This is a genomic window from Mesorhizobium sp. B1-1-7 (assembly GCF_006442705.1).
Lineage (GTDB): Bacteria > Pseudomonadota > Alphaproteobacteria > Rhizobiales > Rhizobiaceae > Mesorhizobium > Mesorhizobium opportunistum.
Map to the genome: position 1 here is coordinate 329,585 of NZ_VFWQ01000001.1, position 12,373 is coordinate 341,957.

The following is a 12,373-nucleotide window of genomic DNA, read 5'->3' on the forward strand; positions in this document are numbered from 1 at the left end:
ACGGCAGCGCGTTGAGTTGGATGACGCAATTTGGCCCGCTGCCTCACGGTGGCGGGCTTCCCTGTCTCTAGATAGGGTGCCTCCGACAAAATATGTGGTCATCACGTGAGTGCGGGGAGGGCGCTACGTCGCAGCCACGGACGTGATCCGTCCTCGAGCTCCCCCCGCCGCCAAGACGGAACGGGCATGGGGCCACAAGTAGCCCGTTCAATCATCGGGTCGCATGGTGGGCGCATGTGGGCGATCGGTTCCCACGGGCGCGGTGCAACCTTTCACCTAAGCCTACCCTTCGCGATTTCAGGTCATGATTAGCCAGCCGGTGTGCAGCGGTTGGCAATGAGTCCGCTTTCTTCCCACGCTCATTATCATTAGCGTCGGTGGCGGTCTCGCGTCGGGATGCTCGAAGCCGAGTGGTCACGACAGAACAAACGAGGCGTAGTGTATTGGTCTGCACATTCGAGCCGGCGCACACCTTGGCTTTGAAATCCAGCCGCAATAGACCTCGGTTGTTTACGAGCCATGTGCAGGACCGACAACCTCGGCGTTCCCTGGCGTAGTAGCGACGGATAGGGCCGGATATAAATCGGATGATGGATGGGGCAGATACATAAATAAAATCAGCTATTTACGAGTCGCTGTGTGCAAAAATCGCACACAAAAGTTCTGCTTCTTTTCCTTTTTCGTTCCCCACGACAGAGCCGCCGATAGTCCGATTCGGACCCTCTTTTGCCGACGAGAATTGCCGCTTCATTGCGGACGTTCGCTACGATATCCATTGGCCGCAACATCCGCTCTGGCCTCCAATTCCCCTGGAGTTTTTAGAAGCTTTCCAAACTTTCTGCCTTGCGCCTCAGCCCCAATTGCGTGCGCTTATGGGAGAAATTCGGATGTCAGAACCGGTTTTGGAAGTTGCCCGCCAGATCTTCGAAGCGAGGAGCTCAGAACAATGCCGACGACATTGCGCAAAGCCCGGTGCCACTGCACCAGCGTGCCGTAGCAATCGAAGGTGATGCGCTTGGGTTTGGCAACCAGTTTCAGCTCCCTTCTTTGCGAATGCCCCTCCGCGAAAGATAGCGGGCCTGCCTCAACAGGGCTGAAACCGTGCATTCTGGTGAGGTGCGCCGCCCGGCACACAACCGGCAAAAATTCTCTTCTCCTAAGTCACGTCCGCAGCAGCCCCTCAACCGGTGGGGAGCTGACGGGCAGCGGCTTCCACAGTGTCCTCGGGTCTCGTGTTGAAGGCTATAGCGGCGTTGGGCGCAGCCTTGTGGACGATGTTCACAACGGTTTCGAACAGCGGCAGGCCCTTGGGCGGAAGCCTGAGGCCGCCACCGATCACCACGCAATCGTATGTCGCATCGCTCAGCGTTCTTTTGAGTGCGGCAAATCCGACGGCATCGGGCGTGATCATGCAGGTATCACCCTGCCAGCCCCGTTCCTCGATTTTTGCCACGCCCAAAGCGATCCCAGCGTTGATCTTTTCGGCTTCAAAGCCAGGCGGCAAGGACGGGTCCGAGAAGTCGACGGTTTCCGGTTTCTGGCCGACAAACAGTATTCGCGTCATTGAGACGCTCCATGAATTTTCGGGTTTCGAAAGTGACCGTACGTCTTCGGCGACAAAGTTCAACCTCGAACAAGAGCGCTAAAGGCCCCCGGCAGTTCCATCTTCAACGATGAAGTTCGCCGAGCCCCGGCACTTGGATCGGCCGCCGATCAGGTCGGCTAGAGCGTGGGTTTCACTAGTCTAAGTCTAGCCACTTTCACCAACTGATCAGGGGCGATTTACGCAGCCAAGTATCCGTAGTGAGTTGCTGGACGACGAACTCCGCGACATCGGCTCGCGCGATCGTCCCGCCATGTACACTTGAAAGGTCGGTCAACGCCTTGATGCCACCGCGCGCTGGCTTATCGTTGAGGACCATCGGTCGAACGACAATCCAGTCGAGCGTGCTGCCCCGAATGGCATCTTCCTGGCGATCCTTGTCTTCGTAGACTTTCCGCAGCATCAGGGGCAGGAGCAGCCGGTCGAAGAAGAAGCCGCCATGGCCGCGACTGTCACCGGCGCCGAGGCCGGTGATGCACACCAGACGACGGATGTTTTGCCGCTCCATGACGCCGACCAGCACGCGCGTCGCTGTCGAGAGCATCGTCACCTCGCGGAGCGGGCTCATGGCGGTGCCCAATGAACTGATAACGGCTTCGCAGCCTGCGATGGCATGGGTCAGCGCGGCGGGATCGCGGGCGTCGCCCTCGACAAGCTCGGCGCCGGCGAGGTTCTCGGCCTTCGCCTTGGAGCGAACGAGGACTACGACGTCGTATCCCTGTGCGAGAGCCTTGCTGACAATCAGCCGGCCGGTTGCGCCTGTGGCGCCTAATACCAGAATTTTCATGTCAAACCTCCGAAGGCGTGCTGATGGAGGGGGAAAAATCGATGAGACGCTGGCGGAGGAAGTCGCTGATGGCGTTCACGGACTGCAAAGCTGCGAGGAACTGGCCGAGGGAGGATTGGAACACGTGCGGCATGCCCTCCCAGACCGACTATGTGATCTCCACGCCGGCCGCCCGCGCCCGGCCGGCGTAGCGGGTCGAATCGGCGAGCAGCAATTCGTCGTCGCCGACATCGATGCGGATCGGCGGCAGGCCGCGGAGCTGCGCATAGAGCGGCGACGCCTTGGGGTTCGTGGCATCCTGGCCCTGAAGATACATTCCCGCGAAGCCCTGGAGCACGCCGCGCGTGAAGATCGGGTCCGCCTCTGCCCTTGTCTCGAAGCTGTCGCCGGTGAGCGCAAGGTCGGTCCAGGGCGACATCACCGCTGCCCCGACTGGTTGCACCGTGCCCTTCGTCTTGTCGGCGGCCAGGATCGACAGCAGTGCCAATGTCAAACCGCCACCTGCGGAGTCCCCTACAACGACGATCCGTTCGGCACCCTCCGCAACGAGACCGCGATAGGCAGCTACCGCATCGTCGATCGCTGCCGGGAACGAATACTCGGGCACGAGCCGGTAGTCCGGGACGAAGGTGTTGGCGCCAACGCGTGCGGCGATCTGGCCCGCGAAGTTGATGAGCGCCTCGGCTGAGCCGAGCACATAGCCACCACCATGAATATAGAGCATGCGTGCGCCCGGTCGTGCGTTCGGCGGCCGGAGCCAGAGGCCGGCAATGCCCCCGACCGTCGCAGGCTCAACCCGCACATCCGCAGCGGCAGGTGTGGCAGCGAACATGGCGTCGAACATCGGCCGCGCCTCAGGCCCGAGCTTTTCGCCCTTGTGGGCCGAGGCGGCCTGTCGCATTCCAGCCACGGCCGGAACGTCTTCAGGCAAGAGAGGTTGGATCGTCGTCATCGTTTGGTCTCTTTGGTTGGGGTAGGGATGTGGGCTCAGCCCTTCGCTCACTGCGTCGCGGCATCCTTGGCAAAAGCGGCATAGGAGCGCGGGGCATGACCGAGCAGCTTGGTCAGGCGGGCAATGTCGTTCGCGGTCGCCACCGCGCCTTCCGTCTGATACCGGCTGAACATCAGGCGCAGATCGAGCGCGTGCCAGGCGGGCAGCATGGTCTTCGTGCGCTGCTCCATGACGACGAGATCGTCGCCGCCATGGCGGACCGCGCGGCCGAGAGCCTCGCTCCAGATGGCGGCGATACCTTCGCCGGTCAGGCTGTCCGGACCAACCAAAGCGTAGATCTCGCGGCCGAGCGGCGTCGCTGCCTGCTCGCGGCGAACCAGCTCGATCGCGGCGGCCTCGCCGATGTCTCTGATATCGACCATCGAGATGCCCTTCGCGCCGATCGGCGAGCCATAGACGCCGGCCTTCAGAAGCACGTCCTTTTGACGAAGATCGTTCTGGATGAAGTAGGCGGGCCGCAGGATCGTCGCGGGCAGATCAAGCGCCTCGATCATCCGCTCGACCGTGTACTTGCCCGCGAAATGCGGAACGTCGGCATAGGGTTCGCCGCCGAACACCGAGAGATAGACGATGCCCTTGACGCCGGCCTCGCGAGCCACCGTCAGCGCAAGCATGGTCTGGGTCAATTCGTCCGCGACATTCGGGGCGAGCAGGAACAATGTGCTGACGCCTTCCAGCGCGGATCGCAGCGAATCCGGGTCGGCGAGATCACCGCGGACCGCCTTTACACCTGATGGTAGCTGCGCCGCCTCTGGGGAACGAGTCAAGGCGCGAACCTCGACGTTGCGACCCTGCAGGTGGGCCAGGACTTGGGACCCGATCGTCCCGGTGCTGCCGGTTACCAAAATAGCCATTGTGAAAACTCCTTATGATGATTGTCTCGTTGTCGAGAGAAAGATACGCGTTCCAATCATGAGCGGAAGATGCCATGTTAGAAACAACCTGTCTCGATATTGGAACATCCATCCTATGGATCTCGAAGCTCTGACGGACTTCAACCTCGTTGCCACTCATGGCGGTTTCGGCCGAGCCGGTCGCATCTCCGGGCGATCCAAAGCGACATTGTCGCGCCATGTGAGCGAACTCGAACATAGCCTTGGCGTGAGGCTGGTCGAGCGTGGATCCCAAAGTTTGCGGCTGACAGACGAAGGGCGAGCGCTTCACGAGCGCACCGACGCACTGCTATCGGAAATCGCGGAGGCGGGGGAGGCGATTGTCTTGGGTGCTTCCACCCCGAGAGGCAGGCTGCGGGTGAGCGCTCCTGTGGTTTTCGCGCATGTGGTGCTTCCCAGGATCGGCACCCGGTTCGCTCTCGCCTACCCGCAGGTCAAGCTTGAGATCGTTGCCGAGGATCGCAAGGTCGATCCAGTCGAGGATGGCTACGACCTTGTGATCCGGATTGATCCTTCACCGGATGAGCGGCTCATCGGTCGCCGTTTTCTCAATGACGAGCGCCTGATCGTCGCCTCACCGGACATGCCGCGCCCTCAGCCGGCGCATGGCGGTACACCGAGTCCCGTAAAGGCGGTCCTGCTGAGCGCAACTTCGCTGGATGTTGTGTGGCGCATGAAATCCGATCTTGAGGACGAAGTCCTTTTCAAACCCGAGCCCCTCCTGCGCTTCTCTTCTCTGCTAATGGTGCGCGAGGCTGTTTTGGAAGGTGCGGGAGCGGCGTTGCTTCCGAAGCTTCTTGTCGCGGGCGATATCGACGCGGGCCGGCTCGTTTGCTGGGGAACTCACGCCGGTCCGTCTGTCGAAATCTGGGCGCTGCAAAGCTCGCGACGTCTTGTCGGCGCCAAGGTTCGCGCTTTCCTGGATGTGATTGAAAGGACTTTTCCGACCCTGCAGGATCGTTTCGGGCCATAGCGCCGGCAGCCGAGATCAAGAACTGTCTTTCGCCATGGTTCCAAGGCCACAACCATTCTGGAATACTCGTCACACGATTAGGACTCCTGGATTTTGTCCGCCAGATCGAGCAGGGACTCCAGCCCCCAACGATCGCCCGCGTTCACTTCCGTCGGCGGCTCCGACCCTGACGCTTCAAGCACCGGCACAAGATGGAGACTGAGATTCAGCGAGCGGGTTCAGCCTTGCAGCGCCGGCACGCTGCACTGAAGGTCCGAGATTAACCCGTCCGTCAGCCCATATACCCAGCCATGTATCCGCATGCGCTTGCCGCGCTTCCAGGCCCACTGCACGATTGGCGTCCTCTCGAGACGCGCAACCTGGTTGCGCGTACTCATTTCACAGACGAGATTGAGGCGCGATGTCAGATTGGGGAGGCGGTCGAGGTCGTCTCTGTTCCGCTCGGCCACGTCGCGAATGGGCTGCAGCCAATGGTCGATGATCCCGTGCCTTTCTCCGTCGAGCGCAGCCCGAATGCCGCCACATCCATAGTGGCCACAGACAATGACGTGTGACACCTCCCACACGTCTATCGCGTATTCGAGGACCGACAGCAGGTTCAGGTCGCTTGGGTGGACAAGGTTTGCAACATTGCGATGCACGAAGACTTCACCCGGCTCCAAGCCGGTGATCGTGTTGGCAGGTACCCTGCTGTCCGAACAACCGATCCAGAGGTATTGCGGTCGCTGAAGATTGGAAAGCCGTTCGAAATAATGGGGATCGTCGCGGCGACGTTCTTCGGACCAGGCCCGGTTTTTCGCAAAGAGCTCGTTGAGCACATCAACACCTCTATTTCGACCACCACTTGTCGCCGTTTAGCTTTTGGTCAGTACACCGCTCCTGTCGGGAGGGCCACGCGCTTTTTCACGCCCCTGAATCGCCCGCAGCACATACTCCGGACTCTCCCTCGCCGTGCGCCCGCATCGCAGTATGGTGGTTCAGCAGCTGCCGTGAACGATCTCAGATGGAGCTCAAAAACCAATAGCTCAGACGTCGAACGTCGTGGGTACGGCCGCTCATCGACGGGCTGACCACATTGCAGTCAGCGATGTTCCACTTGCTTAAGGCGATTGCAAGTGCCTCAGCATTGGAATCGAGGCGAGAGCCATCGGCTCATATTGAGCCAGTCTTTTCAAGCGCTCAAGGTCGTTCAGATCGACGGTGCGCAAGTTGCTGGTGATAAGTCGGTCGGCGCGCAACTGCTGAAGAATCCGATTGAGATGCGGAACGCTCAACCCGAGCACATCCGCCATGACTTCTTGCGAGAATGGCAGATCGAAACGCGTCTCATCCGCAAGCCCGACCTCCTGGAGACGCGAATGAATATCGAGCAAGAGGTGCGCCAACCTTTCGATTGGCGTGCGCCGACCGAGGTTGACGATGTGTTCCGCATAGGTCGCGGCCTCCTGGGCGGCGAGCCAGCTTAAGACCAAACCGAATTGTGGCTGATCGTAGCAAAGCCGAACGTAAGAATCGAACGGACAAACAGCGTAAACCAGTTCGCTCACGGCAACGACCGCGTAGCTGGATCGATCGAGAAAACTGACTGGGAATCCAATGATGTCGCCGGGCAGGATGAGCTTCAAGATTTGTCGCTTGCCGTTGCGAAGCAACCTGTAGCGGATCGCGTAGCCGTCCTTAACGAAACAAAAATTTCGGAATTCCGAGCCGTGAACGATGAGTTCCTCTCGTTTCCGGAAGGAAAGATCGCCCTCGAAGATCGCCGCAAGGCGTTCGATGTCGGCCGCATCCAGCTTCATTGCACGTGTCAGTCTGGTCACGATCGGGTGGCCGGTCAGCGGCATGCCAGTTTTCCAGAACTCAGGATCTGCAGTAAAACCTTCCTACGCTTATTAATCCAGATGAATCAACAGGATCATCAAACGAAAGTTGTATTGACTGGGCTGCCGGCGTCGCCGCGAATAACCATGCGAACAGGCGCCTTTTTCGACCTCGATTTGGAAAAAGAGCCGGTCGGAAAGCTGGGAAGAACAACGAGAGCCATCGGACGGCTCCAGGGCTTAGGAGGAACAACGGATGCCGCTCGACGACAAGGATTCCGCCAATATATCCCGCCGCACGGTACTGCATGCCGGTGCGGGTTTGCTGGGCAGCGCCGTCTTGCCCTGGTCCAGCCTTGCGGCCTTCGCGGCCGACGACAAGCCCGCCATCGGCACTTGGCCCACCGGATCACAAGGCGACACTGTCTACATCGGCGCAGCGGTGCCGCTCACGGGCACATATGCGCTCCAGGGGGCCGACGAGCTCAAGGGATGGCAGCTCGCCGTCGAGCATATCAACGAGGGTCACGCGTTGTTGAAGGCGCTGGCGCCGAAGGTCGATAAAGGGCTGCTAGGCAAAAAAGTGGAGCTGTTGTCCGCCGATAGCGTGGCCAAGCCGAACCAGGCCGTCGAGGTCGAGCAGAACTACATCAACCAGAACAAGATCATCCTGATGACCGGCTCGACCTCGTCGGCGGTCGCCGTTGCGCTCAACAAGTTCGCGCAGCGCGAGAAGGTCCTCTACGTCGCAGGAATTTCCGGCTCGAACGATACCACCGGCAAGGATTGCGTTCGCTACGGCTTCCGCCAGAACTTCTTTGGACAGACCGCCGCGGCCGCGATCGGCCCGGTGCTGCTGAAGCAGTTCGGCAAGGGCAAGAAGGCGGCGTTCATGACGCCGGACTACACCTACGGCCACACTGTCACCAAATCGGTGAACGACTACCTGACCTCGCAGGGCGGCTGGGAGATGGTGACCAATCAGGTGTCTCCACTTGGCACCCAAGACTTCAGCCAGTATCTCACCAACATCGCCAATTCCGGCGCCGAGTTCCTCATTAATGTCAACTGGGGCCGCGACGCGGTGCTGTCGACGCAGCAGGCGAAGCAGTTCGGTCTCCTGCCCAACATGAAGCTCGTCATCCCCTACCAGATCCCGTTCCTGGCCAAGGAAGTGGGGGCGGAAATCACCGAGGGCGTCTTCGCGGCTACCGATTTCTGGTGGACGCAGGAGGACCAATATCCGCTCGCCAAGCAGTTCGTCGAGGCTTTCCAGGCAAAGTTCGGCTATCGGCCGGAATGGGGCGCCGAGAACAGCTATGTCAGTTTCGCCCACTGGGCGCGCATGGTTTCGGAGGCCGGCAGCTTCTATCCTCCGGATGTCATCAAGCAATATGAAAAGGGTCAGACCATTCCCTCCCTTCTGGGCGATGTCCACTACCGGCCCGAAGATCATCAATGCATCCGTCCCGTCGTCATCGTCCGCGGCAAGGCCAAGAAGGATATGAAGAACGACGAGGACTTCTGGGAAGTGCTCGAAGTCGTTCCGGGCGAAGGTCTGATGCAGAAGCCTGACGCGTTCGGCTGCAACCTCGGCGACTACACCTGATACCCCGCGCCCCGCGCCTCGCCTTCTCCGCCTGTCACGGGCGGGGAGGGCGTTCGCATCACGACTGGCTGCAGCCGATAGGCGCGCACGGATTCGCGCTTCGGCGGCAGGCCACCGGCATGCCGATCGTGCGCGGCTTGTCCGTTGGCCCTTGGCGACGCGAGGGACCGGGCATATCCTTCACCATCAAGGCAGGCGCAGCGTGATCAACTGGGCGAATTTCATCTCGCAATGCTTCAACGGGCTGGTTCTCGGCGCGCTCCTGGCGCTGATCTCTTCCGGCCTGACGATCATCTACGGCACGCTGGGCGTGCTGAACCTCGCCCATGGCGCGATGTTCATGCTGGGCGGCTATGCCGGCTGGGTCGCCTACACCTACACGGGGTCGTTCCTCGTCGCGGTCGTGGCGGGCTCGCTGTTTGTGATGACTGTCGGCGTGGTGGTCGAAAGGCTCATCATCCGGCATTTCTACACGCGGCCGCAAGAGGACCAACTTCTCGTCACTTTCGGCCTCGGTATCGTCTTCGTCGAGGCAGTGCGCTTTTTCTTCGGCAGCATGTCGCAGACGGTGCCCCCGCCGGGACTGCTGGTCGGCATCACCAATCTCGGTTTCATGATCTACCCGACCTACCGCCTGGCGCTGCTCGGCATCGTCGCCGTTGCGCTGCTGGCGCTCTATTTCGTGCTCTACCGAACCCGCATCGGAATGATCGTCCGGGCAGGCATCGAGGATTCGGTGATGGTCGATTCGCTCGGCATCGACGTCTACAGGATATTCATGCTCGTCTTCGGCATCGGCGCGATGGCTGCGGGCTTCGCCGGCATCGTCAACGCGCCCGTGGTGTCGATCGCGCCCGATGTCGGCGAGGCGATCCTGGTCCAGACCTTCGTCGTCGTGGTGATCGGCGGCGTCGGCTCCTTTCTGGGCGCCATCATCGGCGGCCTCATCGCCGGCGAGATCATCAGCATCACCTCGATGTTCAATCCCGGCTATTCCTACGTCATGCTGTTCGTGGCTATGACGCTCGTGCTGGTGCTGCGCCCGCATGGGCTGCTCGGCACGGCTGGGCGCGAATAGACGCGGGCCGGCCATGAACATCAAACGATCCTTCCTCGTCGAGCTTCTGACGGCGGCGGCGCTGATCCTGGCGCCCTTCGTGCTGCCCCATCTCGGCTTCTCGCCAAGCACCATCAACCGCATCCTCATCTGGGGCCTGTTCGGGATCGGCTTCGACATCCTGTTCGGCTATACCGGGCTCTTGTCCTTCGGCCAATCGGCCTTCTACGGCACCGGCGGGATGTTCGCCGCCTACCTCCTGACCCAAACCGGCTTCTCCTACGTTATGGCGGCCATCGTCGTCGGCGCGGTGGTGGCGGGCGTCGTCGGCTATGTGATCGGCCTGATCGCGCTCAGGCGCACCGGCATCTATTTCGCCATGATCACAGTGGCGATCGCCGAAGTCTTCTTTTTCGTGGAATTCAATCCGCTGTCGGCATTTACTGGCGGCGAGAACGGTTTACCGGGCGTGCCCACGCCGGTCTTCGATCTTGGTGTCAAGGTGTTCGAGTTCGACACCGACTGGACGATGTATATTTTCCTGGCGTTCTGGTATTTCGTCGGCATCGTGATCGCGCTGCGCATCGTGCGTTCGCCGGTCGGCGCGATCCTTTCGGCGATCCGCGACAATCCGTTGCGGGCGGCGGCACTCGGCCACAGCATCCACGGCTACAAGCTCACGGCCTTCGTCGTGGCGGCGATCTATGCCGGCTTCGCCGGCGGCCTGCTTGGCGTCATGCAAGGTTTCATGCCGCCCGAGGCCTTCATGTTCGAAACCTCCGGCCAGGTCGTCATGCAGACCGCGATCGGCGGCGCCGGCACGCTGTTCGGACCGCTGGTGGGCGCGACCGTGTGGCTCTACCTCAGTGATTTTTTCCAGAACACGCTGCATCTCGGCGCGACGTGGAAGCTGGTGCTGGGCATCGTCTTCGTGCTGCTGGTGTGCTTCCTGCGGCGCGGTATCGTCGGCGCCATCGTCGACCTTTACGGGCTGGCGACCGGCCGCAGGGGTGCCGAGCCGGCCGGGGCCTCGTTAGAGCGCGTGCCCTTCAACGCGGCGGCCATCGAGCCGATGCCGCCGCGGCCGCGTGGCGGCGCGCCGGCCTCCGGGCCGATCCTGCAGGCGCGGGGCCTCACCAAGCGTTATGGCGGCCTCGTCGCCAACAGCGATATCGGCTTTGCCGTCGACCATGGCGAGATCCGCGGCATCATCGGGCCGAACGGCGCGGGCAAGAGCACCTTCTTCAAGATGCTCACCTGCGAGGTCGCGCCGACCTCCGGCCAGATCATGTTCGAGGGCCGCGACATCACGGGCATGGGCGTGTCCGATGTGTGCCAGCTCGGGCTGACCAAGAGCTACCAGATCAACCAGCTCTTCGACCGCCTGACGGTGAGGCGCAACCTGACGATCGCGGCCCTTGGCGAGGCGCGTGGCAAGTTCAGGCTCGACCTGTTCAGGAGCCTACACGGCGTTCCCGGCCTCGGCGAGCAGGTCGAGCGCACGGCGGCGCTGGTGAACCTGACGGCGCGGCTCGATCGGCCGGTTTCGGAACTCGCCTATGGCGAGAAGCGGCGGCTGGAGATCGGCCTGGCGCTGGCGACGTCGCCGAGCCTGTTGCTGCTCGACGAGCCGCTTGCCGGCATGAGCCCGCGCGAGCGCGTCGAGACGGTGGCGCTGCTGAAGTCGATCGCGCGAGGCCGCACGATGATCATCATCGACCACGATATGGATTCGTTGTTCGAACTGGTCGGCAAGGTGACCGTCCTGCAGGAGGGCAGGGTGCTGGTCGAAGGCACGCCCAGCGAGATCAAGACCAATGCCAAGGTGCAGGAAGCCTATCTGGGCGGCGTCCATGGAGAGATGGCATGAGCCTGCTCGAGGTCAGCGGACTGAACAGCTATTACGGTGACAGCCACATCCTGTTCGACGTCGGGTTGAAGGTCGAGAAGAACGAGGTCGTGGCGCTGCTCGGCCGCAACGGCGCGGGCAAGTCGACGACGCTGAAGAGCCTGATGGGCGTGGTGACACCGCGCACCGGCTCGGCCAAGCTCGACGGGGTCGAGCTGGTCGGCAGGAAGGCGCACAGCATCGCACGACAAGGCATGCAACTCGTGCACGAGAACCGGCGCATCTTCGGCAGCCTGAACGTCGAGGAAAACATCATCCTCGCTGGATTGACCGCTCCCAACCGGTGGCCGCTGGAGCGTATCTACGCGATGTTCCCGCGCCTGAAGGAACGGCGCACCAGCCGCGGCACCGATCTGTCGGGCGGCGAGCAGCAGATGCTGGCCATTGCCCGCGCCCTGGTGCGCGATCCCAAGATCATCCTGCTCGACGAGCCCTTCGAGGGGCTTGCCCCCGTCATCGTGCACGATCTGGTGCGCGCCTGCCGCGAACTGGCGCAGGCCGGCCAGACGATCGTGCTCGTCGAGCAGAACCTCGCCGCGACGCTGGCGCTGGCGAGCCGGGTCTACATCATCAACAACGGCCATATCGTCCATGAGGGGCTGGCGGCCCAGATCAAATCACAGCCCAGCCTGCTACAGCACTATCTCGGCGTTTAAAGCGTATCGCGATCAATCGGCCTCATACCCAGCATAACGGTCTGGCCCGGCCGC

The 12,373-nt window shown here is 61.6% G+C and carries 11 protein-coding genes; 5 read left to right on the plus strand and 6 right to left on the minus strand.

Translation table 11 applies throughout. The features are described 5' to 3' along the window. Positions 1-1,180: 1,180 nt before the first annotated feature. The 4 genes from FJ978_RS01655 to FJ978_RS01670 form a co-directional block, all read right to left on the minus strand. A complete protein-coding gene (locus FJ978_RS01655) occupies positions 1,181-1,627 on the minus strand; it encodes a hypothetical protein (RefSeq protein ID WP_246678025.1) in 447 nt (148 codons plus the stop codon). 133 nt (positions 1,628-1,760) lie between these two features. Next, entirely contained in the window at positions 1,761-2,390 is a 630-nt protein-coding gene (locus FJ978_RS01660; RefSeq protein ID WP_140569611.1) for an SDR family oxidoreductase, read from the minus strand. Between the two features lie 148 nt (positions 2,391-2,538). Beyond that, the gene (locus FJ978_RS01665; protein WP_210241429.1) at positions 2,539-3,342 is read right to left on the minus strand and encodes an alpha/beta hydrolase; all 804 of its coding nucleotides are present in this window, start codon (positions 3,340-3,342) and stop codon (positions 2,539-2,541) included. A gap of 47 nt (positions 3,343-3,389) precedes the next feature. Further along, the gene (locus tag FJ978_RS01670) at positions 3,390-4,256 is read right to left on the minus strand and encodes an NmrA/HSCARG family protein (RefSeq protein ID WP_140569612.1); all 867 of its coding nucleotides are present in this window, start codon (positions 4,254-4,256) and stop codon (positions 3,390-3,392) included. 115 nt (positions 4,257-4,371) lie between these two features. On the opposite strand from FJ978_RS01670, the gene FJ978_RS01675 reads away from it, so the two are divergent. Next, complete coding sequence (locus tag FJ978_RS01675; protein WP_140569614.1) at positions 4,372-5,268, plus strand: LysR family transcriptional regulator; 897 nt, start codon at positions 4,372-4,374, stop codon at positions 5,266-5,268. A 218-nt stretch (positions 5,269-5,486) separates the two neighbouring features. On the opposite strand, the gene FJ978_RS01680 is transcribed toward FJ978_RS01675, so the two are convergent. Both FJ978_RS01680 and FJ978_RS01685 read right to left on the minus strand, forming a co-directional pair. Then, positions 5,487-6,086, minus strand: a complete 600-nt coding sequence (locus FJ978_RS01680) for a carbonic anhydrase (RefSeq protein ID WP_140569616.1) — start codon at positions 6,084-6,086, stop codon at positions 5,487-5,489. A 282-nt stretch (positions 6,087-6,368) separates the two neighbouring features. Then, positions 6,369-7,112: a Crp/Fnr family transcriptional regulator gene (locus FJ978_RS01685; RefSeq protein ID WP_140569618.1), complete on the minus strand. Its 744-nt coding sequence runs from the start codon at positions 7,110-7,112 to the stop codon at positions 6,369-6,371. A gap of 232 nt (positions 7,113-7,344) precedes the next feature. On the opposite strand from FJ978_RS01685, the gene FJ978_RS01690 reads away from it, so the two are divergent. The 4 genes from FJ978_RS01690 (at position 7,345) to FJ978_RS01705 (ending at position 12,319) form a co-directional block, all read left to right on the plus strand. Further along, on the plus strand, positions 7,345-8,697 hold the full coding sequence (locus FJ978_RS01690) for a substrate-binding protein (protein WP_140569620.1): 1,353 nt from the start codon (positions 7,345-7,347) through the stop codon (positions 8,695-8,697). 202 nt (positions 8,698-8,899) lie between these two features. Further along, positions 8,900-9,775 carry a branched-chain amino acid ABC transporter permease gene (locus tag FJ978_RS01695; protein WP_140569621.1) on the plus strand — a complete coding sequence of 292 codons (876 nt, stop codon included), beginning with the start codon at positions 8,900-8,902 and terminating at the stop codon, positions 9,773-9,775. Between the two features lie 13 nt (positions 9,776-9,788). Then, positions 9,789-11,624: a branched-chain amino acid ABC transporter ATP-binding protein/permease gene (locus tag FJ978_RS01700; protein ID WP_140569623.1), complete on the plus strand. Its 1,836-nt coding sequence runs from the start codon at positions 9,789-9,791 to the stop codon at positions 11,622-11,624. After that, the gene (locus FJ978_RS01705; RefSeq protein ID WP_140569625.1) at positions 11,621-12,319 is read left to right on the plus strand and encodes an ABC transporter ATP-binding protein; all 699 of its coding nucleotides are present in this window, start codon (positions 11,621-11,623) and stop codon (positions 12,317-12,319) included. Before FJ978_RS01700 ends, FJ978_RS01705 begins: the two co-directional genes overlap by 4 nt. The last annotated feature ends 54 nt before the right edge of the window (positions 12,320-12,373 follow it).

Excerpts from the sequence above, each read along its gene's own strand:
- FJ978_RS01660 (WP_140569611.1), bottom strand. The coding sequence starts at position 2,390 with ATGAAAATTCTGGTATTAGGCGCCACAGGCGCAACCGGCCGGCTGATT.
- FJ978_RS01665 (WP_210241429.1), bottom strand. The coding sequence starts at position 3,342 with ATGACGACGATCCAACCTCTCTTGCCTGAAGACGTTCCGGCCGTGGCT.
- FJ978_RS01670 (WP_140569612.1), bottom strand. The coding sequence starts at position 4,256 with ATGGCTATTTTGGTAACCGGCAGCACCGGGACGATCGGGTCCCAAGTC.
- FJ978_RS01675 (WP_140569614.1), top strand. The coding sequence starts at position 4,372 with ATGGATCTCGAAGCTCTGACGGACTTCAACCTCGTTGCCACTCATGGC.
- FJ978_RS01685 (WP_140569618.1), bottom strand. The coding sequence starts at position 7,112 with ATGCCGCTGACCGGCCACCCGATCGTGACCAGACTGACACGTGCAATG.
- FJ978_RS01690 (WP_140569620.1), top strand. The coding sequence starts at position 7,345 with ATGCCGCTCGACGACAAGGATTCCGCCAATATATCCCGCCGCACGGTA.
- FJ978_RS01700 (WP_140569623.1), top strand. The coding sequence starts at position 9,789 with ATGAACATCAAACGATCCTTCCTCGTCGAGCTTCTGACGGCGGCGGCG.
- FJ978_RS01705 (WP_140569625.1), top strand. The coding sequence starts at position 11,621 with ATGAGCCTGCTCGAGGTCAGCGGACTGAACAGCTATTACGGTGACAGC.